The sequence below is a fragment of the Agrobacterium sp. InxBP2 genome (assembly GCF_026191755.1).
In the GTDB taxonomy this organism is placed as follows: Bacteria; Pseudomonadota; Alphaproteobacteria; order Rhizobiales; family Rhizobiaceae; genus Agrobacterium; species Agrobacterium pusense.
Map to the genome: position 1 here is coordinate 114799 of NZ_JAINDY010000027.1, position 21623 is coordinate 136421.

20 protein-coding genes are annotated in these 21623 nt (G+C 57.8%); 11 read left to right on the plus strand and 9 right to left on the minus strand.

Annotated features, from left to right (window positions below):
* Window positions 1-19 precede the first annotated feature (19 nt).
* The 7 genes from K7A42_RS10245 (at window position 20) to K7A42_RS10275 (ending at window position 6502) form a co-directional block, all read left to right on the plus strand.
* Window positions 20-604 (plus strand): nicotinate-nucleotide adenylyltransferase, encoded by a 585-nt coding sequence (locus K7A42_RS10245; RefSeq protein WP_416220906.1) that lies wholly within the window; start codon window positions 20-22, stop codon window positions 602-604.
* Between the two features lie 69 nt (window positions 605-673).
* A complete protein-coding gene (gene rsfS / locus K7A42_RS10250) occupies window positions 674-1162 on the plus strand; it encodes a ribosome silencing factor (protein ID WP_006698315.1) in 489 nt (162 codons plus the stop codon).
* Between the two features lie 157 nt (window positions 1163-1319).
* Entirely contained in the window at window positions 1320-1802 is a 483-nt protein-coding gene (gene rlmH, locus K7A42_RS10255; protein ID WP_004444109.1) for a 23S rRNA (pseudouridine(1915)-N(3))-methyltransferase RlmH, read from the plus strand.
* A gap of 159 nt (window positions 1803-1961) precedes the next feature.
* Window positions 1962-3359 (plus strand): murein hydrolase activator EnvC family protein, encoded by a 1398-nt coding sequence (locus K7A42_RS10260; protein WP_034500115.1) that lies wholly within the window; start codon window positions 1962-1964, stop codon window positions 3357-3359.
* The gene (locus K7A42_RS10265) at window positions 3349-4677 is read left to right on the plus strand and encodes a S41 family peptidase (protein ID WP_004444102.1); all 1329 of its coding nucleotides are present in this window, start codon (window positions 3349-3351) and stop codon (window positions 4675-4677) included. The genes K7A42_RS10260 and K7A42_RS10265 overlap by 11 nt, the downstream gene beginning before the upstream one ends.
* Window positions 4678-4739: 62 nt before the next feature.
* Window positions 4740-5933 (plus strand): divergent polysaccharide deacetylase family protein, encoded by a 1194-nt coding sequence (locus tag K7A42_RS10270; RefSeq protein ID WP_113381999.1) that lies wholly within the window; start codon window positions 4740-4742, stop codon window positions 5931-5933.
* 56 nt (window positions 5934-5989) lie between these two features.
* Window positions 5990-6502, plus strand: coding sequence for an RNA pyrophosphohydrolase (locus tag K7A42_RS10275; protein ID WP_022557006.1), 513 nt, complete (start codon window positions 5990-5992; stop codon window positions 6500-6502).
* A 32-nt stretch (window positions 6503-6534) separates the two neighbouring features.
* Here the strand turns inward: K7A42_RS10275 and bfr are convergent, their stop codons facing one another.
* From bfr to K7A42_RS10295, 4 genes are all read right to left on the minus strand, one after another.
* On the minus strand, window positions 6535-7026 hold the full coding sequence (bfr, locus tag K7A42_RS10280) for a bacterioferritin (protein WP_004444094.1): 492 nt from the start codon (window positions 7024-7026) through the stop codon (window positions 6535-6537).
* Window positions 6992-7303, minus strand: a complete 312-nt coding sequence (locus K7A42_RS10285; protein WP_004444092.1) for a (2Fe-2S)-binding protein — start codon at window positions 7301-7303, stop codon at window positions 6992-6994. The genes bfr and K7A42_RS10285 overlap by 35 nt, the downstream gene beginning before the upstream one ends.
* Window positions 7304-7569: 266 nt before the next feature.
* Window positions 7570-8295 (minus strand): acetoacetyl-CoA reductase, encoded by a 726-nt coding sequence (gene phbB, locus K7A42_RS10290; RefSeq protein WP_282455115.1) that lies wholly within the window; start codon window positions 8293-8295, stop codon window positions 7570-7572.
* 157 nt (window positions 8296-8452) lie between these two features.
* On the minus strand, window positions 8453-9634 hold the full coding sequence (locus K7A42_RS10295) for an acetyl-CoA C-acetyltransferase (protein ID WP_282455116.1): 1182 nt from the start codon (window positions 9632-9634) through the stop codon (window positions 8453-8455).
* Window positions 9635-9877: 243 nt separating this feature from the next.
* Between K7A42_RS10295 and phaR the strand changes: the two genes are divergently transcribed.
* Window positions 9878-10453 carry a polyhydroxyalkanoate synthesis repressor PhaR gene (gene phaR / locus K7A42_RS10300; protein WP_072495187.1) on the plus strand — a complete coding sequence of 192 codons (576 nt, stop codon included), beginning with the start codon at window positions 9878-9880 and terminating at the stop codon, window positions 10451-10453.
* A 57-nt stretch (window positions 10454-10510) separates the two neighbouring features.
* Here the strand turns inward: phaR and K7A42_RS10305 are convergent, their stop codons facing one another.
* Complete coding sequence (locus K7A42_RS10305; protein ID WP_282455117.1) at window positions 10511-11887, minus strand: MFS transporter; 1377 nt, start codon at window positions 11885-11887, stop codon at window positions 10511-10513.
* Window positions 11888-11990: 103 nt separating this feature from the next.
* Window positions 11991-16751 (minus strand): NAD-glutamate dehydrogenase, encoded by a 4761-nt coding sequence (locus tag K7A42_RS10310; protein ID WP_282455118.1) that lies wholly within the window; start codon window positions 16749-16751, stop codon window positions 11991-11993.
* A 541-nt stretch (window positions 16752-17292) separates the two neighbouring features.
* Here K7A42_RS10310 and K7A42_RS10315 point away from each other — a divergent pair.
* Complete coding sequence (locus K7A42_RS10315; RefSeq protein ID WP_004444078.1) at window positions 17293-17862, plus strand: CarD family transcriptional regulator; 570 nt, start codon at window positions 17293-17295, stop codon at window positions 17860-17862.
* Window positions 17863-17933: 71 nt separating this feature from the next.
* On the opposite strand, the gene K7A42_RS10320 is transcribed toward K7A42_RS10315, so the two are convergent.
* Window positions 17934-18437 (minus strand): L,D-transpeptidase family protein, encoded by a 504-nt coding sequence (locus tag K7A42_RS10320; RefSeq protein ID WP_174151130.1) that lies wholly within the window; start codon window positions 18435-18437, stop codon window positions 17934-17936.
* 183 nt (window positions 18438-18620) lie between these two features.
* Here K7A42_RS10320 and K7A42_RS10325 point away from each other — a divergent pair, with 183 nt between their 5' ends.
* Window positions 18621-19304, plus strand: a complete 684-nt coding sequence (locus K7A42_RS10325; RefSeq protein ID WP_004444073.1) for a response regulator transcription factor — start codon at window positions 18621-18623, stop codon at window positions 19302-19304.
* A 118-nt stretch (window positions 19305-19422) separates the two neighbouring features.
* Complete coding sequence (locus tag K7A42_RS10330; RefSeq protein ID WP_004444071.1) at window positions 19423-19878, plus strand: cyclic nucleotide-binding domain-containing protein; 456 nt, start codon at window positions 19423-19425, stop codon at window positions 19876-19878.
* 32 nt (window positions 19879-19910) lie between these two features.
* On the opposite strand, the gene K7A42_RS10335 is transcribed toward K7A42_RS10330, so the two are convergent.
* Both K7A42_RS10335 and K7A42_RS10340 read right to left on the minus strand, forming a co-directional pair.
* Window positions 19911-20714, minus strand: coding sequence for an exodeoxyribonuclease III (locus K7A42_RS10335; RefSeq protein WP_282455119.1), 804 nt, complete (start codon window positions 20712-20714; stop codon window positions 19911-19913).
* Window positions 20715-20872: 158 nt separating this feature from the next.
* Window positions 20873-21598: a LolA family protein gene (locus tag K7A42_RS10340; protein WP_006698306.1), complete on the minus strand. Its 726-nt coding sequence runs from the start codon at window positions 21596-21598 to the stop codon at window positions 20873-20875.
* Between the last annotated feature and the right edge of the window lie 25 nt (window positions 21599-21623).

Sequence of the window (21623 nt, forward strand, 5' to 3'; positions counted from 1 at the left end):
CGACAGACGTTATCTCACCATGCCGCATGTGGAGCGCGGCATGGTTGTCGGGCTGTTCGGCGGTTCTTTTAATCCGCCGCATGCCGGTCACGCGCTTGTTGCAGAGATTGCGCTGCGCAGGCTCGGTCTCGATCAGCTGTGGTGGATGGTGACGCCAGGCAATCCGTTGAAAAGCCGCTCAGAGCTGGCCTCTCTCGAAGATCGCATCGCTGCCTGCGAAAAGCTCGTTCACGATCCTCGCATCAAGGTCACGGCTTTCGAAAAATCGCTAGGCATAAGCTATACCGCTAATACGCTCGCCAAGGTGAAGGCGAAAAATCCGCACGTGCGCTTCATCTGGGTCATGGGCGCCGATAATCTCAAGAGTTTCCATCACTGGCAGAAATGGCGCACGATTGCTGAGACTTTCCCGATTGCGGTGATCGACAGGCCGGGTTCGACGCTTTCCTACCTCTCCTCCACCATGGCGCAGGCCTTCAGCCAGGCGCGGATCGATGAGGACGATGCCGGTGTTTTATGGAAAAAACCAGCGCCCGCCTGGGTTTTCATTCATGGACCGCGTTCCACGCTCAGCTCCACTGCGCTACGTAACGGCCGCAGATGACACGGCCGATCACAAATGATGTATGTGGCCGCCGTCTAAGGCTCCATATCTTGAAAAGTTAATGCTTTGATGCCACCTTCATTGTGTGACGCAGAGAATCGCGTCGCGCAGTGCCTGTTTTGTCATTCTTGGAAAGGAAAACCTCTGACAACAGTACACGCCAAGGGAAGAGCATTCGTTGCTATCCCGAAGGGCCAGGACAGTGGCGCCGATGCCGCCGGCCATGCCCTCGACACCGTCCTCGCGAGCCTCGAGGACTCCAAGGCTGAAGATATCGTCTCTCTCAACATTGCCGGAAAATCGGCGCTTGCGGACTACATGGTTGTGGTTTCCGGGCGGTCGAACAGGCATGTCTCGGCGATTTGCGAGCATCTTCTGAAAGACATGAAGGATGAAGGGTTCGGAAACGCCCGCGTCGAAGGTCTTGAGACCGGCGACTGGGTGCTCATCGATACCGGCGATATCATCGTTCATGTGTTCCGACCGGAAATCCGCGCTTTCTACAACATCGAAAAAATGTGGGCGACGCCGGACATGCCGGAAGAGACACTGCATTGATGCGGTGAGCCTTTAAGCGAAGGCATCGTTTTTGCCGAAGATCGCCTGTGACTTCGGAGCGATGCTTCTGGCCGGAAATCAGGTCGGCCGCATAGGAATCCGCGCGCTATGCTGTTAAGAGCGTGGCCCGTTGGGCTACGACACGTGCAGGTTTGCGATGCGGATTTCAATTTTTGCGGTGGGACGGCTGAAATCCGGCCCCGAAAAGGATCTTGCGACCCGTTATATCGAGCGCCTCGCCAAGACTGGCCCGGCGGTCGGGCTGGAATTTTCGCGGGTTATCGAAGTCGCGGAAAGTCGTGCATCAAACGCAGAAACCCGCAAGCGCGAAGAGGCGGCGATGCTGGAAAAGCATCTTTCCGATGGCGCAGTGCTCATCTTACTCGATGAGCGTGGCAAGGCGCTCGACAGCCCGGCCTTTGCGTCCTTTTTCGGTGATCTGCGCGACAGCGGCAAGCGCGAACTTGTTATCGCCATCGGCGGGGCCGATGGTCTTGATCCCGGCCTTTATGACAGGGCGACAGCCGTTCTCAATCTCGGCAAACTGACATGGCCGCATCAGATTGTCCGCATCCTGATTGCCGAGCAGCTTTACCGCGCCGTTACCATTCTATCCGGTCACCCCTATCACCGGGTATGACGCGTGGACGGATGCGGGTGCCGTCGCAATTTCAACATGAAGCTCGGCGACACGGCTGACATGGGCATGGTCGTCGGCCGCCCCTTACAGGCCTCTTGGAAGATCGCGGTAAAATCCCTAATATCGGCGCTCCCTGCTTCGGCATCAAAGAAAGTTCAGATGGACAAGAAGTCTCCAGGAAAACGGCACGCGGCCCTTGCGGGCGCGGTTCTCGCTGCTTTCGTTGTGGGGATCGGTCCGACCTATTCGCGCGATGATGCAGGCGCCGTTCCCACCGAGAATGGCGATTTATCTCCAGATGAGTTGCAGTCGCTGGAGAAGCGTCGTGACCAGAACCGTCAGGATCTGGAGGAGCTGGTCGACAGTATCGGACTTTCCGAGGACAAAACAAGGAAGCTCGAGGAGAGCATTGCATCCCTCAATCAGGACAGCGCCCGTATCCGGGAAGAGTTGATTGCGTCGGCTGCGAGACGCAAGGCGCTGGAAACCAAGATCAGCGATGGTGAGGATCGCCTGGCCAAGCTTTCGGTGCGCGAGGACGGCGTCAAGGCGTCTCTACGGGAGAGGCGCGGTGTACTGGCTGAGGTTCTGGCCGCGTTGCAGCGCATGGGCAGAAATCCGCCGCCCGCCCTACTCGTTTCGCCGGAGGATGCACTTGCTTCCGTTCGCAGCGCCATTCTTCTTGGCGCCGTTGTGCCCGGCATTCGCGGTGAAACGGACAAGCTGGTCGCCGCTCTCAAAGAATTGACCGATCTCAGACAGGCAATCGCTCGCGAAAAGGACGATCTTACGGGTATGATGACGGCAAGTCTTGAAGAGGAAAAACGCCTCGATCTGCTGATTGCCGAAAACGACCGCAAGAATTCCCAGACGGCAGCGGAGCTGGAGGCGGAGCGCAAGCGGTCCGAAGAACTTGCGAGCAAGGCGACGAGCCTCGAAGGGCTGGTCAGTTCGCTTGAAGGCGAAATTACCTCGGTACGGGAGGCGATGGAAAAGGCGCGTGCGGAAGAGCAGCGTCTGGCCCGTCTTTCGGAGGCGGAACGCGAAAAGCAGCGCGCCGCGGCCGAGGCTGGAATGCCCGATAAAAACCGTATTGCGCCCGCATATCCCTTCGCGAGTTTGAAGGGAAAGCTGGAGTTTCCGGTGGCGGGCGAAGTGCTGCGGCGCTTCGGCGATGCGGATGGTACGGGCCATTTTTCCAAGGGAGTTGTCGTCGCGAGCGGCCCGGAGGCCATCGTGACGGCGCCTGCGGACGGATTCGTGGTATTTGCCGGCGATTTTCGCAGCTACGGTCGCATGGTCATCCTCAATACCGGCGATGGGTATCACGTGGTCATGACGGGCATGGATAATGTAAGAACCCGGCAGGGCATGTTCGTGTTCTCCGGAGAGCCGATCGCCTCCATGGGGGCAAAAAGAGTAGCGAGTGCAGCAGCATTGGCGCTGGAAACCGACAGGCCAACGCTCTACATTGAGTTCAGGAAAGATGGTGTACCGGTTGATTCCCAACCGTGGTGGACCGCAAAAAATACCGGAAGGGCGCACAATGATTCGTAAGGTTTCGCTTCTCCTTATCGGTGGGCTTATGGGCGCCACGGCGATGAGCGTGATTTATTCGGCGAGCATGCCGGCACAGGCGGCCGGGCCTTCGACCTATAAGGAGCTGTCGATCTTTGGCGATGTGTTCGAACGCGTGCGTGCGCAATATGTGACGCCGCCGGATGACGAGAAGCTGGTGGAAAATGCCATTAACGGCATGCTCAGCTCGCTCGACCCGCATTCAAGCTTCATGAATGCGAAGGACGCCAACGACATGCGCACCCAGACCAAGGGTGAGTTCGGCGGCCTCGGCATTGAAGTGACGATGGAAAACGAACTGGTCAAGGTCATCTCTCCGATGGATGATACGCCAGCATCCCGCGCGGGCATTCTTGCGGGCGACTTCATCTCCGAAATCGATGGTACGCCGGTTCGCGGACTGAAGCTGGAGCAGGCGGTCGAAAAGATGCGCGGCGCAGTCAAGACGCCCATCAAGCTGACCGTCATCCGCCAGGGCGCCGACAAGCCGCTTGAAATTACCGTTGTGCGCGACGTGATTGCCGTCCGCGCGGTCAAGTCGCGTGTCGAGGGCGACAATGTCGGTTATCTGCGCGTCATCTCCTTTACCGAGAAGACCTACGACGATCTCGAAAAGGCGATCAAGAAGATCAAGGCGGATGTTCCTGCCGACAAGCTGAAGGGTTACGTGCTCGACCTGCGCCTCAACCCGGGCGGTCTGCTCGATCAGGCGATCAATGTCTCCGACGCCTTCCTTGAGCGTGGTGAGGTCGTTTCAACCCGTGGCCGTAACCCCGATGAAACCCGCCGCTTCAACGCGACGGCCGGCGATCTGACCGACGGCAAGCCGGTGATCGTGCTCGTCAACGGCGGTTCGGCTTCGGCGTCTGAGATCGTTGCCGGCGCTCTGCAGGATTTGCGTCGCGCGACCGTTGTCGGCACGCGCTCCTTCGGCAAGGGTTCGGTTCAGACGATCATTCCGCTCGGCGAGGCCGGTGCGCTGCGTCTGACCACCGCACTTTATTACACGCCGTCTGGCAAATCGATCCAGGGAACAGGTATCGAGCCCGATATCAAGGTAGAGCAGCCTTTGCCGCCGGAATTGCAGGGTCGCGTCACGGCAGAGGGCGAATCCAGTCTCTCCGGGCACATCAAGGGTCAGAGCGAAACGGACGAAGGTTCGGGTTCTTCGGCCTATGTTCCGCCGGAGGCCAAGGACGACATCCAGCTTAACTATGCGCTTGACCTGTTGCGTGGCGTCAAGACGGATCCGTCTTTCCCGCCCAACCCGGAAAAGGCTGTGGTCAACAAGCAATAAGAGCGTTGTGCCGGCTTCCGGCACTCCATCTCGATTGACAAACCCTCTGGACGGATCGTTCATTGCCTTCGGACCTGCGAAAACCGCTTCTGGGTCGTCAGAAAAAAAGCGCCGGTATCAACCGGCGCTTTTCCGTCATTATGGTTCTGGCGGCGCTTGCGGTTCTTTCCATCGGCGGACTGTCCGTCTACACGGCGCTCTCGCCCGGCAATCTGCAGAGGACGGCGACCGGGCCGGACCTTGAACTGCAGCCTGCGCAAAACAAAGCTGAACCATCCGTACCGGCCGAGGAGGCCGAAACGGCTGGTCTGCAACCGGAAAGTGGCCGATCTGGCGCGAACATCAATCGTGCGACCATGCCCGATGGTAACGTTGTCTCAGTCTATTCTCCTCGGCCCCGTGATAATGACGGGCCTGTGTTGATGAGCGGCCAGACCTATGGCCAGGACCCGCGGATGGCCACGCGGCCCAACGAGGAATTGCTTGAGGATACGGCCTTTGGCAGGTTGCCAGTGGTGGGCGCCGACGGATTGCGACCGATGGAGCAATATGCGCGGCCCTGGTCGGGAGCGCGAGGCACGCGGGTGGCGATCGTGGTCGGTGGTCTCGGCCTCAGCCAGACAGGCTCGCAAAAGGCGATACGGGAACTGCCGCCGGAGGTGACGCTTGGCTTTGCCGCCAGCGGCAACAGCCTGCAACGCTGGATGCAGGAAGCACGCCGTGAGGGGCACGAAATTCTTCTCCAGATACCGCTGGAGCCCTTTGGTTATCCCGGCACCAATCCCGGCCCGGATACATTGATTGCCGCCGATCCCGCCAAGGTAAACCTCGACCGGCTGCATCGATCCATGGCCAAAATCACCAATTATACCGGCATCATGAATTATCTCGGCGGGCGCTTTCTCGCCGAGCAGGCGGCGCTGGAGCCGGTGATGCGTGATATCGGCAAACGTGGTCTTCTATTTCTGGACGATGGTTCGTCAGCGCAGTCCCTGAGTGGCGGGATTGCAAAGGCCATCTCTGCCCCCCAGGGTTTTGCCGATATTCTGCTCGATGGCGAAGTGACCGAAGCTTCCATCTTGCGGAAGTTGGACGAATTGGAGCGGGTCGCGCGCCGCAATGGTCAGGCGATCGGGGTGGCTTCTGCTTTTGATGAAAGCATTGCGGCGATCTCGCGGTGGTCCCGGGAAGCGGCGGGCCGCGGTATCGAGATCGTCGGCGTTTCCGCCCTTGTTTCGGAGCCGGCGGGGCAGTAAACCTTGCCTGCGGCCATTTCCGCGCCCTTGTGGCGCTCAGACAATGCGGGAAACCCATGACAATCAAAGCAGAAGATTTGCCCTATCGTCCCTGTGCGGGGATGATGGTTCTGAACGCCGAAGGCCTGGTGTGGGCCGGCCGGCGCATCAAGGAAGGCAATTCCGAATATGATGGCTCGCCGCATTTGTGGCAGATGCCACAGGGGGGGATTGATGAGGGCGAGCGGCCTCTCGCCGCGGCCATTCGCGAGCTTCACGAAGAGACGGGAATGAAAACGGTGCGGCTGCTGGCGGAAGCGAGCGACTGGATCCACTACGATCTTCCGCCGGAACTGATCGGCATCGGATTGAGGGGGAAATATCGCGGCCAGGCACAGCGCTGGTTCGCATTCCGGTTCGAAGGCGATGAAAGCGAAATCCAGATCGATCCGCCACCGACGGGGCACGCAGCCGAATTCGATGCCTGGGACTGGAAGCCGATGGAGAGCCTGCCTGAACTCATCGTTCCGTTCAAGCGCGGCGTCTACGAGAAAGTGGTTGCCGAATTCCGGCACCTTTCCGACAAATAAAAAAGGCGGCCGGCGGCCGCCTTTTCCGTATTTTAGTGGTCTTCCGCTTCGTTGGCGGAATCCGCATTGAGCTGGCCGTATTTTTCTTCGCCGATCTTGCCGAGCAGTTCGAGCTGGGTCTCGAGGAAGTCGATATGACCCTCCTCGTCGATCAGCAGCGTTTCGAACAGCTTCATCGAAACGTAGTCGCCGGCCTCATGACAGATATCGCGGGATTTCTTATAAGACGCCCGTGCATCATATTCTCCAGCAAGGTCGGCTTCGAGCACTTCCTTGACATTCTGTCCGATACGCAGGGGAGCAACGGTCTGGAGGTTGGGATGACCCTCCAGGAAGATGATCCGGTCGATAAGCTTGTCTGCGTGCTGCATCTCTTCGATGGATTCCGCACGCTCCTTCTTGGCAAGCTTGGTGTAACCCCAGTCATTCAGAAGCCGGTAATGAAGCCAATACTGGTTTACTGCACCGAGTTCGAGAAAAAGGGCTTCGTTAAGCCGCTCGATGACTCTTTTGTCGCCTTTCAATGTCCGCTCTCCTGTTCTCTTCGTGGAATCGCTTCAGGCGGGACATAAAATCAAAAACATCGGCCTCAGTCGAGTGCCGACGGGCGTGATATTCTTCCGTGGTTTTGATAATCAGGTCGACAACGGTCGGAAAGCAGCCACAGCAGCGACCGCGCTTTTCCATGGCATGATACACTTTTGCGGGAACGATAAGCTGCCAACAGTCCTCATCGAGGAGCTCGTTGATAACGTCCTTGATCTCATGATCGGTGATGTAATTGCAGCTGCAAACCAGCATGATGGACTGCCTGTATGACGCAACACGTTGTTTTCGTTCTTAAACCAAAACAGGACAGCGAATGTCAAGAAAAACCTCTTTTCAAATTCATAACGATGTTCTAGACTCGTTCTAAACTATACGAAAAATGTCGTATTTTCATTGGTTTAGCTGTCTCTTTTTTACGTCCTGTCTCGCTCAAGTTTTCGTGCGCGCCAAAATGTGCCGTCACGATATCACGAGAAGTTTACTGATCTGAACCGGCCGGAGCAGCAGGCGTGTAAATGTCAGGCGAAATATTGACCGCCATTCGCCGTCATTGTGGAACCGGTGATAAAGCCAGCCTCGTCCGAGACGAGAAACAGGACGCAACGCGCGATCTCCTCCGGTTCCCCAAGCCGTCCGATGGGGATTTGTGGCACGATCCGCTCGGCCAGAACCTTCTCCGGGATCGCTCTCACCATTTCCGTGCCGATATAGCCGGGGCAGATGGCGTTGACGGTGATATTGCGGCTTGCGCCCTCCTGCGCGAGCGCCTTGGTGAAGCCGATATCACCGGCTTTCGACGCGGAGTAATTGACTTGGCCCGCCTGACCCTTCTGTCCATTGATGGAGGAAATATTGACGATGCGGCCGAAACCGCGCTCCCGCATGCCCGGCCAGACGGGGTGGGTCATGTTGAAGACGCCGGTGAGGTTCGTATCGATGACATCACGCCACTGCTGCGGTGTCATCTTGTGAAACATGGCGTCACGGGTGATGCCGGCATTGTTGACGAGGATTTCGACCGGCCCGAGGGTTACCTCCACCTTCGCGATACCGTTGACGCACGCGTCGTAGTCGCGCACGTCCCACTGGAACGCAGGAATGCCTGTCTCCGTCTGAAATGTCTCGGCCCGGTCCGTCGTGAAGGCATAGTTGACGGCCACCCGATAGCCGGCTGCCTGCAGGGCACGGGCGATGGCGGCACCTATACCGCTCGTCCCGCCGGAAATCAAAGCAACCCGGCTCATCTAGGCCTCCATGACCTGTCATTGAAGCGCCTGCAGTTGTGCAGGTGCTTGTTCGTCGTGCTCAACCGCCACAGAAATGCGGCCAATGGGAGGCCGCTTCTATCCTATTGTCCGCTGAACCGGAATTGCTTTTTGGCAAGTGCGGGCGGCCCGCGCGTCAGAGCGCCTCGATGCACATGGCTACACCCATGCCGCCGCCGATGCAGAGTGTCGCAAGACCCTTGGACACGTTACGGCGGCGCATCTCGTAAATCAGGGTGTTCAGGACGCGGGCGCCCGAAGCACCGATCGGATGACCGATGGCAATCGCTCCGCCGTTGACGTTGACGATATCAGGATCAAGGTCAAGCTCGCGCACGACGGCACAGGACTGGGCTGCAAACGCTTCGTTGGCTTCGACGAGGCCGATATCGCCTACCGACCAGCCGGCCTTGGCCAAGGCCTTGCGGGAGGCGGGAATGGGGCCGGTGCCCATGATCTGCGGATCGACGCCCGCCGTCGCCCAGGAGGCAATACGGGCCAGTGGCTTGATGCCGCGCTTTTCTGCTTCCTGTTCCGACATCAAAAGCGTGGCGGCTGCGCCGTCGTTCAGACCTGAAGCGTTCCCCGCCGTCACGGTGCCGTCCTTGTCGAAGGCAGGGCGCAACTTGGCCATCGTTTCCAGCGAGGCGCCGGCGCGGATATGTTCATCGGCGTCGATGACGATATCGGCCTTGCGGCCCTTCACGGTGAAAGCGACGATTTCGTCCACGAAACGTCCGGCAGCCTGTGCGGCTTCAGCCTTGTTTTGCGATGAGACCGCAAACTGGTCCTGCTCATCCCGGGAGAGTTGCCACTGGCGGGCCATGTTTTCAGCGGTGATGCCCATGTGATAGCCGTAAAAGGCGTCGGTCAGGCCGTCCTTCAGCATGGTGTCGATCATCTTGAAGTCGCCCATTTTCACGCCGCCACGCAAATGGGCGCAGTGAGGTGCCATGGACATGGATTCCTGACCGCCGGCGATGACAATGCCCGCATCACCCGTCAAGATTTGCTGCATGCCGAGGGCCACGGCGCGCAGTCCCGAGCCGCAGAGCTGGTTGAGACCGAAAGCGGTCGCTTCCTGCGGAATGCCTGCCTTCATTGCCGCTTGCCGCGCCGGGTTCTGCCCTTCGCCCGCGGTGAGCACCTGACCGAGAATGACTTCATCAATTTCGTTCGCCGCAACGCCGGCACGTTCAAGCACGGCACTGATAACGGTCGCGCCGAGTTCGTGGGCTGGCGTATTGGCAAAGTGGCCATTGAAAGAACCGACGGCGGTGCGCGCAGCGCTGGCAATCACGATTGAAGGCAGGGTCATTTGTTTTCTCCTCACTTGCGGGCGGAGACTGGCAAAGCTTTCAATCCAAGTCAAATGACGAAAGTTCCTTTAAAAGATATTGCTAAATCACGTTGGAATCTTGCTAAAAATTGCTGCGCAAAAAACAAACTGTTGCGATGCACAAAACATTTGTCAGACAGCGCATTTTGCGCATACACTTTGCGCCGGGAAGAGCAATAACACCAAAAAACAAAAAAATACCATCATCGCGAGGAGGCGGGCATGGCGAAACACGACGGCGAAACGATCATTAAAAAATACGCCAATCGGCGGCTCTACAATACCGGCACCAGCACCTATGTGACGCTTGATGATCTGGCGCAGATGGTCAAGCGTGGTGAAGACTTCAAGGTTCAGGACGCGAAGTCATCCGAAGACATCACGCACGCCGTGCTGACGCAGATCATCGTCGAACAGGAGGCCAAAACCGGCAATACGCTGTTGCCGACGGCGTTTCTGCGTCAATTGATCTCCTATTATGGCGACCAGATGCAGATGGTCGTGCCGACATTTCTCGAACATTCCATGAAGACCTTTTCCGACCAGCAGAGCCAGATGCAGGAGCATATGGCCAAGGCTTTCGGTGACGGCTCGCTCGCCCGCAATTTTCAGGCGCCATTGCAAATGATGGAAGAGCAGATCCGCCGTAATACGGAACTGTTCCGGCAGGCAATGCAGGGTTTCACGCCTTTTGCAATGCCACAGGCGCCCAAGGAAACCCGCAAGCCCAATCCGTCCGAAATCGATGAGCTGAAAGCGCAGTTGCGCGCATTGCAGCAAAAGCTCGACCAGCTCTGAGCCAGCGCCAACTGGCCGATGCTCGACTTTAACAAGGCGTCGGCCTCACTTGCGCCTTCAGCCTGCCGTTCGTTCGGGCACGCGCAGCAGCATCAGGAAACCGGCTCCGAGAAAGACGATTAGCGTTGCCATGCCGATGTGGGCGGAGCCGCTGAGAGTGGTAGCTATGGAAAATGACAGTGTCGCCATGAAGCTCGTGGCGCGACCGGAAAGCGCATAGATGCCGAAATAGCGGCCGGCTTCCGCTACGCTGATGTTGCGGGCAAGATAGGAACGCGATGAGGCTTGAACAGGGCCGAAAGCAAGCCCGATCAGCACCCCATAAAGCAGGTAAGCCTTTTCGGCTGCTGTCGCGAAGAAACTGTCATTGTCATCCGTGGAAAGTTGAAGCAATCCGAATAGGGTTGAACCTTTTTCTGTGGAAACGATGCCAATGGTCGCAAGCAAAAGCAGCACCAGACTTATGAGTACGGTGTTGCGCGACCCGAGGGTTTGATCAACACGCCCTGCGGCAAAGCATCCGACGATGGCGACGACATTCAGAAGGATGCCAAAGAGACCAGTTTCAATTGTCTCCCACCCGAACATTCCCGCCGCGAATGCGCCTCCCAAGATTACGACGCCATTCACGCCATCCTGATAAAGCATGCGCGCGATTAGAAACCGTAGCAGCATGGGGCGGTGACGAAGCTCGCGAAGTGTCGTCTTTAACTCCCGAAGTCCGGAGTGGATTGCGGCCCCGAAAGGCAGACCCTTGTTAGAGTCCGGAGTCAATAAGAACATTGGCAGAATGAATATCAGGTACCAGAGCGCGGCAATTGGTCCGGTTATTCTCGCGTCCTGCCCGGAGGCGGGGTCGAGGCCGAAAAGAGGCGTGATTCCCACGAGCGTCAGCCCGGTCTTGGGGTTTGCCGCCAGCAGGGTGACGACTGCAATCAGCACCACCATGCCGCCGAGATAACCGAGCCCCCAGGCGAGATTGGAAATGCGCCCGACATTTTGTGGATTGGTGAGCCGCGGCATCATGGAATCGTTGAAGACGATCGAGAATTCCGCCGCGATGGAGGCGAGGATCATGCAGATAACGGGCAGAATGACCGGCGATCCCGGTGCCGCGTACCAAAGGAGACACAGGCTGACGATCTTGATGACGGCAAAGAAGGCGATCCACGGCTTGCGTGCGCCGGACTGGTCGGCAATGGAGCCGAGGATAGGGGAGAAGAGGGCGATGATGATCGACGAGACCGTCGCCACATTGCTCCACGTCGCCTGGGCCGCAATGGGATCGTCGGTGAGGCGGGCGACGAAATAGGGCCCGAAAACGAAGGTCGTGACAACCGTGAAGAAGGGTTGCGCCGCCCAGTCGAACATCACCCAGCCCCAGATGCTGCGTTTGGTAACGACTGCTTGCGCATTTGGGGCAGGGCTAGTCATTCATCGTCCTATCGGAAATTGCGAAATACGGCGCGATGCCGGTGCATCGTCTTGTCTGGCGCCATCCGGGTGGTGACCCGGATGGCGTTTTTAAGGCGGCCAATCAGCGTGCCTGAACGATATCGCCAAGCAGGCCCGCCGCCACGGTGAGCCGCGCGAGGTTTGTATCGCCGCTCTCGCTGAGCGCGCCGAGTTCGGAGACGATACGATTGACCCGCACGCGATCCGCCGCATACCAGGCCTGAACCGGATCCTTCTCCCTGGCATATTCTGTCAGGGCGGAGATAACGATCCGGCGTCTCGATGAGGAAATCTGGTCCTGGCTGCGCAGGAGAGCCAGGCTCTCGTAGTGATCCGCCGGTGTGATGCGCTGGCTGGCATCCAGCAGGCGCGCGACACGGAAGGTCGAGGAGACGGTGGCGTAGCTTTCAGCGGCGCGCGCGAGCGTTGTGCCCGCACTCTCGGCGATGCGCATGATTTCAGGCACATAGACGAGCAGCGAGAGCGTATCGAGTTCCTCCAGAAGAGCGGAAGGAACCCCGTCGATTTCCGTGATGCCGAGTTCGCGGCGATATTTCGCCGCTGCCGGTGACAGCGTCTTGATCGCGGTTTTCAGACGCTCGATTTCCGTCGCCATGTCGCCCGGGGTCGCACCCGCGCTCCCGGTTTGCAGATAGAGCCTGCTCGCATCCATGAAGATACGCGTGATCGTGGCATAAAGCCCATTCTGAACTTCGCCCCCGATCTGGCCGTCAAGCGCATCGACCTCGCTCCACAGTCGTTTGAGACCGAAGCCATCTTCAACGATTACCGCTGCCTTGACGACATCGGCCGCAAGCAGACCACTTGCATCGGCAAGTTTCTGCACGAAGCCGGGGCCGCCGCGATTGACCACGGCATTGGCAAGTGCGGTCGCGACGATTTCGCGATGCAGGCGATGCGATTTGATATCATCGGCATAGTTCTTCTGCATCTTGGCCGGAAAATAATCGACCAGCAGATGCTGGAGATAGGGTTCGTCGGGAAGCGTGCTTGCCACCAGTGCATCAAACAAAGTGAGCTTGGCATAGGACAGGAGCACCCCGATCTCTGGCCGGGTCAGCGGTTTGCCGGTGGCGTATCTCTCGCTGAACTCGGCATTGTTGGGCAGGGTTTCGACCTTTCGGTTCAGTTGCCCGGTTGCCTCCAGTGCGCTCATCAGGCGGCCAAGTTCTTCCCGGTTTGAAAGGCCCAGCCGCTCGGTCAGCGAGATCGCCAGCGATTGCAGGTAGTTGTTGCGCAATACCAGCTGCGCCACCTCAGGCGTCATGGAGGCGAGAAGCTGGTTACGCTTCGGCATAGTCAGGCGACCGCTATTGACGGCGGAGGCGAGTGCGATCTTGATATTGACCTCGACGTCTGAGGAGTTCACGCCTGCCGAGTTGTCGATGGCGTCGGAATTGCAGCGCCCGCCCGAAAGCGCATAGGCGATGCGCCCCTTCTGGGTGATACCGAGATTGGCGCCTTCGCCGATGACCTTGGCGCGCACCTCCGTGGCGTTGACGCGGATGGGGTCGTTTGCCCTGTCGCCCACCTCGGCATTGGTTTCCACCGCCGCCTTGATGTAGGTGCCGATGCCGCCGAACCAGAGGAGATCGGCCGGGGCCTTCAGGATGGCGGTCATGATTTCGAACGGTGTGGCGACTGACTTGTCGATGCCGATGGCCGCCACAGCTTCCGGAGTCAGCGTCACCGATTTTTCAGAGCGCGAAATGATCATCGCACCGGCAGAGAGAGCCGAACGGTCATAATCCTGCCAGCTGGAACGCGGCAATTCGAACAGCCGCCTGCGCTCGGCGAAGGATTTGTCGGTATCGGGATCCGGATCAATGAAGATATCGCGGTGGTCGAAGGCGGCGATAAGCCTGATCTTCTCCGACAGCAGCATGCCGTTACCGAAGACGTCGCCGGACATATCGCCCACACCCGCCACCGTGAAGGGTGTGGTCTGGATGTCGGTGTTCATCTCCCGGAAATGGCGCTTCACCGTCTCCCATGCGCCACGCGCGGTAATGCCCATCTTCTTGTGGTCGTAACCGGCCGAACCGCCCGATGCAAAGGCATCGTCCAGCCAGAAGCCGGCTTCATGGGCAAGGCCGTTTGCCGTATCGGAGAAGGTGGCCGTTCCCTTGTCGGCGGCGACGACGAAATAGGGGTCGTCACCATCTAGCCGCAGTGTGTCAGCCGGCGGCACGATGGCGTCGTCGACAATATTATCGGTGATGGACAGCAGTGTGCGGATATAGGTCTTATAGGCCTCGCGGCCGGCATTAAAGACCTCGTCGCGGGAGCCGCCGGCGGGCAGGTTCTTCGGGAAGAAACCGCCCTTGGCGCCGACTGGCACGATGACCGCGTTCTTCACCTGCTGCGCCTTGACAAGACCGAGCACCTCCGTGCGGTAATCCTGGCCGCGATCCGACCAGCGCAGACCACCGCGTGCAACCTTGCCGAAGCGCAGATGCACGCCTTCGACCTCGGTTCCGTAAACGAAGATTTCGCGGAAGGGGCGCGGATCGGGCAGGCCGTCCAGATGTTTGGGATCGAATTTGAATGCCAGAATGTCACGCGGCGTGCCGTCGGCATTTTTCTGGAAGTAATTGGTGCGCAGGGTTGCATCGATGGCGTTGACGTAACGCCGGAGGGTGCGGTCCTCATCGAGATTGGGAACGCCGCTCAGGGCTGCTTCGATTGCCTTATGAATTTCCGCGAGTTTCTTCAGCCGCTTCTTCTCTTCGATGGATGGATCGAAGCCGGCCTTGAACAGCGCGAAAATATTCCTGGAGATGTCAGGATATTTATAGAGCGTTTCGGAGATATGTTCCTGCGAATAGACGATTCCGGTCTGGCGCAGGTACCGCGCGTAGGCGCGCAGCACGGAGACTTCGCGCACTGTGAGACCGCAGGCAAGGATCAGGCGGTTGAAGTTGTCATTGTCCACCTTTCCTGAAAAAGCAGCAAGGAAAGCTTCTTCGAGTTTCTGTCCGTAATGCGGCAGGTCGAGTGTCGTGCTGGCCGCGACCGACAGTTCCATGTCGTGCAGCACGATGTCGTGCTTTTCGCCATCCGCCACGACGCCGATATCGAAAGTGCGCTCGCTGATGACATTAAAACCAAGATTTTCGAGCAGCGGAACACGTCGTGAAAGCGGAAGATGGCCTTCGCGGTGGAAAATCTTCAGGGATAGCGTTCCCGCCGGCTGGCCTTCCTGCTGATAGAATTCAATGCGGACCGGATCGCCTTTCACAGCGGCCAGAATATCAGGCATGTCGCCGATCGCCTCTTCGGGCGTGAAAGCTTCCTGATAGGCCTGATCCACTTCCAGCACCGGTGCGCCCGGTTCGGACAAGGAGACGAAGTGATCTATCCAGCGTGCCGCAATATCGCTGACGGCATCTTCGAGCTTGTCTTGGGCGATGCGGGGCGTCTTGCCTTCCGTGCGGCCGACAATGAAATGGACGCGAGCAACGGCGCCTTCGGGGAAGGCAGGATAATAGGCCGATATATGCCCGTCATAGACCCTGCTCAGATAATCGCCGATCTTTTCGCGCACATAGGAATTATACTCCTCGCGCGGAACGAAGATGATGGCCGAAACGAAGCGGTCGAAACGGTCTATACGCGCGAGCACGCGCACACGCGGACGGTCGCTGAGCTCCATGATCTGCTCGATGAAGCGGATCAGAAGGTCGGTTTCGATCTGGAAAAGATCGTCACGCGGATAGGCTTCCAGCGTGTTCTGCAGGATGCGGCCCGAATGGCTGTTTGGATCGAAGCCGAAATGCCGCTCGACTTCCGAGACCTTGGCGCGCAGCAAGGGAATTTGCTTGACCGAACGCGTATAGGCGGTGGCGGTGAAAAGGCCGACGATGCGCAGCTCACCAACGACATTGCCGTCCTCGTCGAAGCGCTTGATACCGATATAGTCCATATAGGCGCGACGATGCACGATGGACTTCACATTAGCCTTGGTAACGATGAGGAAATCCGGGCCATCGAGGAAGGCAAGGATTTCCGGTGTCGTCGTCACGGCATTCTTGCCGAGTCGCAGCACGCGGACATCCGGGTCGCTGAGGCTGCCGAGGCCGACGCCGTCACCGCGCTCGATCTTCGCGTTCTTCCCCTTGCCGGAATAGGTGTAGTCACGCATGCCCAGGAAGGTGAAATTGTCGTTGCGAAGCCAGTTGAGGAATTCGACCGCCTCCGTCCGTTCGGCCTTGCGCCGCGACGAGCCGCGTTTCGACAGTTCATCCAACGCCTCGTCTAGCTTCGCCAGCATGGGCCGCCAGTCGCGATAGGCCGATTCCACCTGTTTCAGCACGAAGCGAAGCCGCTCTTCCAGAGCCGAGGCTCCCTGCTGCGAAAGCGGTGCGATGTGCAGCTGGATAAGACTTATATTGCCGGCCGGATCATCATCGGGCTCGGCAAGGCGGTAACCACCCTTCGCATCATCGTCTCGGACGAGGATCGGGTGCACGGCAAGATAAAGACCACGATAACTGCTGGTGACTTCGCCCATAACAGAATCGTAGAGGAAGGGCATGTTGCGGCCGATAATGGTCAGAACCGTTACCGGCACGTCCCGCGGGGAAACACCCTCGACTTGGGAAATGCTGATATGAGGGGTGTCCCCGGTCCATCGCGAAAGCGCCTGGAAACTGTGGGCGGCACTCGCCGCCAGCATCTCGGCGGAATAATATTCTATATCGTCGACACTTGCCCTTCCATAAAGAATACCAGGATCAAGAAATTCGACATTTTCGGCAATTGCCTGCTGGCGCGCTTTTTCGATCTGTTTTTCGCGTTTTGGATTGTTTCTGTAGCCCATTTGACGTGGATTCCTCCAAAAATCACACTTTAATATAAAAAAGCATCGCCAATTTGCGGATTTTGCCTTTTCAGTCGAATCGGATATTGGCGTGGAATTACGAAGAGTTTAAGAGGCTATCGTGTTTCTTCAGGCGGTAAGTGAAATTTTTTTGCTTCTTTTCTCGCGAGGCTCAGTTTAGAAGCATACGACAGTATTTTTGCGGCTAATTTTTAAGCGGTTCTTGAGCCGCAATGTGATGTTGCGGCCACGGTTGAAGCAAATTATTGATTTGCGCCTATTTTTGTGGTACACCAACAACACTGATCCACAGCGCGGCATTTGTGTGCCCAAAAACACCACGAAAGCAACACCTCTTTTGCACGCGGTTTCCGTGACATATCGAGCGTTTACGTTATCGAACCCCGCGAGGCGGGAAGGTGTATTTTTGCGTGCACGGCTGGACCAGTGCGGAATCACCTGACGGTTCCCCCGTCTCATCAGGGCCTGACCGACCCAACCCCGGCATCCCCGGGTATGTAACAGGGAGTTTTTAGAACGAATGACGACCCAGCAGAAGAAATCTCCAGCACATCACGGCTTTAAAACCGGTGAAGCGATTGTGTATCCCGCTCATGGTGTCGGTACCATTTCTGCCATCGAGGAACAAGAAGTCGCCGGCATGAAGCTTGAGCTTTTTGTCATTGATTTCGAAAAAGACAAGATGCGTCTTAAAGTTCCCGTCGCCAAAGCCGTCAGCATCGGCATGCGCAAGCTTTCCGAAGGCGATTTTGTCGAGCGGGCGCTGAAAGTGGTGCAGGGCAAGGCACGTGTGAAGCGTACCATGTGGTCGCGCCGTGCGCAGGAATATGATGCGAAGATCAACTCCGGCGATCTCATCGCGATCGCGGAAGTCGTTCGCGATCTCTACCGCGCGGAAAACCAGCCTGAGCAGTCCTATTCCGAGCGCCAGCTTTACGAAGCCGCTCTCGACCGCATGGCGCGGGAAATCGCCGCTGTCAACAAGATGTCCGAAACCGAGGCTGTTCGCCTGGTGGAAGTTAACCTTGCCAAGGGCCCCAAGCGCGGCAAGGCTGTCGAAGAAGACGATTCTCAGGACGAAGCCGCGTAATCGCCGGCCTCTTCCTTCTAAAAAAACCCGCCTTTATGGCGGGTTTTTTGTTGTCCAAGTGCCGGCTTAATTCACAAGATGCGGATTTTCGTGCCTTTGCGCAGATGCGGCAGGACGCGCCGCATGTCGCGGGGATGCAGTGCGACGCAACCTGCTGTCGGTTCATATCCCGGCCTAATCATATGCATGAAGATTGCCGAGCCGCGGTTGCGGCTTCTTGAGGTGACGTTCCAGTCCAGCACGAGACAGACATCGTAAAGGCCATCTGTGCGCATCATGTCCTCGTGGCTCGGCGCGAAAGGTGCCTTGACCAGCCTGTTATAATTGGGGTTGCCGGGCTCATCACACCACAGCATCGATTTCCGCGTACGTTGCATCGGCAGGGCAGTCGTGATGGCGGACATACGGTCGCCGCGATAAAAGCCATGCAGCAGGCGGGTCACGGAAATCGGCGACTTTCCGTCACCTTCCCGTTTTCGTGCAGTCCGGCCATTGCGCCCGATGGCAGCCGGAAATGTGAGATGGCCGAGCTGAACGATGGCCCGGTTGATTTTCAAAGGAGCTGGCCGAACCATGAGCGTTGATGCGCGTTTACGTTGTTCTACGGGACGTTTGCTCATGTTTTTCACGAGATTTTGCTTTGCAGGTTATTTAACGTGAAGTCATAGCACTTCATCATGTGATGGCAATGGGTTGACCTTTTACCGGCAAACCGCTGAATTGGCTGACGATTAAAGTAAGAAAGGCTGAGAATCCGAATGACGGCTCGCACTATCCTTCTCGTGGACGATGACGACGATCTTCGGGAGACGCTGACCGAGCAATTGTCTCCCTATGAGGAATTCTCGCTTCTGAGCGGCGCAAACGCCGCACAGGCGATGCAGACCGCCAAAACTTCGCAGGTCGATCTACTCATCATGGATGTCGGCCTTCCCGACATGGATGGCCGCGAAGCCGTGAAGCTTTTGCGCAAGGGCGGCTTCAAGGCGCCCATCATCATGCTCACGGGTCACGATACGGATTCGGACACGATCCTCGGCCTTGAGGCTGGCGCCAATGACTATGTGACAAAGCCTTTCCGCTTCGCCGTGCTTCTGGCGCGCATCCGGGCCCAGTTGCGTCAATATGAACAGAGCGAGGATGCGGTCTTCACCGTTGGTCCTTATCAGTTCAAGCCCAGCCAGAAGCTCCTGACGACCGAAGACGGCAAGAAAATCCGGCTGACGGAAAAAGAGGCCGCGATCATTCGTTATCTCTACCGGGCAGGCAGCACGGTCGTGACGCGCGACGTCCTGCTGGAAGAGGTCTGGGGTTACAATTCCGGGGTCACGACCCACACGCTCGAAACGCACGTTTATCGGTTGCGTCAGAAGATCGAGCGGGATCCTTCCAATGCCGAGATTCTCGTAACCGAGAACGGCGGCTACAAGATCGTCCCCTGACAGGCCCCCCGGGGAGTCCCCCTAGTTGTTGAGCATTGCTCTAGCACCTTGTGTTTTGAAGGCCGATATTGGAAAACCGCTATAGCAATGCAGGCGGTTTTCCGGAGTAACAATCGACATGGCCTTGACCGACGATATCATGCTGCTGGGGCAAGTGCCGTTGTTTGCGGGCTTCAGTGATGATCAGCTGCGGCTCATCGCCTTCGGCGCAGAACGCCGGCGTGTCGCGGCTGGGCAGACGTTGTTTCGCGAACACTCCCCCGCCGAATGCGCCTTTGCGGTGACGTCAGGTCATTTCGAGCTTTTTTCAGCCGGACGGGACGGCAAGCCCGTGCTGCAGGCTACGCCCGGAAAGGGCGCCCTGCTTTCGGAACTTGCGCTTTTTACCCTTTGTGAAAGAAAATTTACTGCCGTGGCTGCGGAGGATTCCGAAGTCATCCGGATAACGCGCATTCTCTTTCACCGCCTGGTGGAAGAGTTTCCTGAGGTCGCCGACATCGTTTCGGCGCGCATTCGCGACAATATCGCGTCTCTGGCCGCCGGTGCCGCCCGTTTGCAGAACCGCTTCATGTGACCGCGCGCCAGATCACCCCGTCCGGCATTGGTTCAAAACCGGAAATGGGCGGTGACTGGAACGTGATCCGATGGTCGGTTCCAGCCGCGGGCTTCCCGCAATATCTCGATCCTGTCAAGCGACGGGCCGAGATCCTGAGACGACCAGATGTGATCGAGGCGGCGGCCGTGATCAGCCGCTTCCCAGTCCTTGGCGCGGTAACTCCACCACGTGTAGATTTTTTCCGTCGCCGGCACATTCAGCCGCATCAGATCAAGCCAGTTGCCCTTCTTCATGATGTCCAGCATACCCTCGGTTTCCACCGGCGTGTGGCTGACGATCTTGAGAAGCTGCTTGTGCGACCAGACATCGTTCTCGAGCGGCGCTATATTGAGGTCGCCGACGAGGATGGAAGACGTGCCCGGCACGCCATCGGCACGCAATGCCTTCATTTCCTCAATGAAATCCAGCTTGTGGCCGAATTTCGGATTGATTGAGCGATCGGGTTCGTCGCCGCCTGCCGGAACATAAAAATTATGGAGCCGGATGCGGCGCGATCCCACCTGGACAATCGCGGAAATATGGCGCGCGTCGCCTATTCCGCAGTAATCCTGCCGATGATCTTCCGTCAGTGGGATTTTCGAGGCGATGGCGACGCCATGATAGCCCTTCTGGCCGTGAATGATCACGTGCTCGTAACCCAGCGCCTTCAACGGCTTCATCGGAAACTCGCCATTCGGGCATTTGGTTTCCTGCAGGCAGAGAATGTCGGGTTTGTAACGCACCAGAAACTGCTCGACGATCGGCATTCTGAGCCTGACGGAGTTGATGTTCCAGGTGGTTATCGAAAACGACATTAATGAGCTCCGCTTTTATCGCCTCGAAGCAAGGCCTCAAGGCTGTTTCCGGGGCGCAGGCTTATAACATCGTGACGAAAACAGGAATGTATTTTAGCGGCAAAATGAAAAAGGCGGCCTGAGAGCCGCCTTCACAGAGCATACATCGACAGGGAGCGTCAGCCGCGCTTGCGTACTTCTTCATAATTGATGTTGAAGACGCGTTCATCGAGGTTCACGCCGGTCTGAACGTTGAAGATCATGACGGTCGTGTCCTTGTTCTGGGCGTCCGTCGTGGTCCATTGACGCAGATCGAACGTCTTCGGGTCGAACATCAGCGTGATGGTGGAATCGCCGAACACGCTCTTGTCACCGAGGACGATGGTGGTCAGGTCAGATTCTTCCTTCACATCCCGGACCTTCTGGTTGCTGAGATCGATCTTGTCGGAGAGAAGCAGGCTGAGCGGAGTCTTCGACAGGGGATAGAGATCCCATGTCTTCAGCTTCATATTGCCGATGACGACATTCTTGCCGTCGGAGATGACGCGCATCGGCGAGGGGTCTTCATAATTGAAGCGGAGCTTGCCTGGCCGTTCGATGTAGAACTTGCCGCCGGTCTGTTCCCCGCGCGGGCCGAACTGCACGAATTCACCCATCATGGTTTTGACCGACGAGAAGTGGTTCGCGATCTTCTGTGCCGTTGCGGTATTGCCGGCTGCCTGGGCAAAGGCGTCGAGCGGCGAGATGCCAGCGATCACGGCAGCCATGGAAAATGCCGTCAGCACCCCACGCCGCGTCACGCCATTTTGCGCTGCGCTTGCATTGGCCGTTTCGCCGGTGGTCAGGTCGTTCATTCTGTTCTCCTTCATCGCAGCGATTGTCCGCGAAAAACGCGGCGGCTTCATGACGTGAAAGCGTGTAATAACGCTT

Coding starts and splice junctions, on each gene's coding strand:
- K7A42_RS10295 (WP_282455116.1), bottom strand. CDS start 9,634: ATGACCCTGCCTTCAATCGTGATTGCCAGCGCTGCGCGCACCGCCGTC.
- K7A42_RS10335 (WP_282455119.1), bottom strand. CDS start 20,714: ATGTCGTTTTCGATAACCACCTGGAACATCAACTCCGTCAGGCTCAGA.
- rsfS (WP_006698315.1), top strand. CDS start 674: ATGCCACCTTCATTGTGTGACGCAGAGAATCGCGTCGCGCAGTGCCTG.
- K7A42_RS10285 (WP_004444092.1), bottom strand. CDS start 7,303: ATGCTGGTTTGCAGCTGCAATTACATCACCGATCATGAGATCAAGGAC.
- K7A42_RS10315 (WP_004444078.1), top strand. CDS start 17,293: ATGACGACCCAGCAGAAGAAATCTCCAGCACATCACGGCTTTAAAACC.
- K7A42_RS10330 (WP_004444071.1), top strand. CDS start 19,423: ATGGCCTTGACCGACGATATCATGCTGCTGGGGCAAGTGCCGTTGTTT.
- K7A42_RS10260 (WP_034500115.1), top strand. CDS start 1,962: ATGGACAAGAAGTCTCCAGGAAAACGGCACGCGGCCCTTGCGGGCGCG.
- K7A42_RS10325 (WP_004444073.1), top strand. CDS start 18,621: ATGACGGCTCGCACTATCCTTCTCGTGGACGATGACGACGATCTTCGG.
- K7A42_RS10340 (WP_006698306.1), bottom strand. CDS start 21,598: ATGAAGCCGCCGCGTTTTTCGCGGACAATCGCTGCGATGAAGGAGAAC.
- K7A42_RS10275 (WP_022557006.1), top strand. CDS start 5,990: ATGACAATCAAAGCAGAAGATTTGCCCTATCGTCCCTGTGCGGGGATG.
- phbB (WP_282455115.1), bottom strand. CDS start 8,295: ATGAGCCGGGTTGCTTTGATTTCCGGCGGGACGAGCGGTATAGGTGCC.
- K7A42_RS10265 (WP_004444102.1), top strand. CDS start 3,349: ATGATTCGTAAGGTTTCGCTTCTCCTTATCGGTGGGCTTATGGGCGCC.
- K7A42_RS10310 (WP_282455118.1), bottom strand. CDS start 16,751: ATGGGCTACAGAAACAATCCAAAACGCGAAAAACAGATCGAAAAAGCG.
- phaR (WP_072495187.1), top strand. CDS start 9,878: ATGGCGAAACACGACGGCGAAACGATCATTAAAAAATACGCCAATCGG.
- rlmH (WP_004444109.1), top strand. CDS start 1,320: ATGCGGATTTCAATTTTTGCGGTGGGACGGCTGAAATCCGGCCCCGAA.
- K7A42_RS10305 (WP_282455117.1), bottom strand. CDS start 11,887: ATGACTAGCCCTGCCCCAAATGCGCAAGCAGTCGTTACCAAACGCAGC.
- K7A42_RS10320 (WP_174151130.1), bottom strand. CDS start 18,437: ATGGTTCGGCCAGCTCCTTTGAAAATCAACCGGGCCATCGTTCAGCTC.
- K7A42_RS10245 (WP_416220906.1), top strand. CDS start 20: ATGCCGCATGTGGAGCGCGGCATGGTTGTCGGGCTGTTCGGCGGTTCT.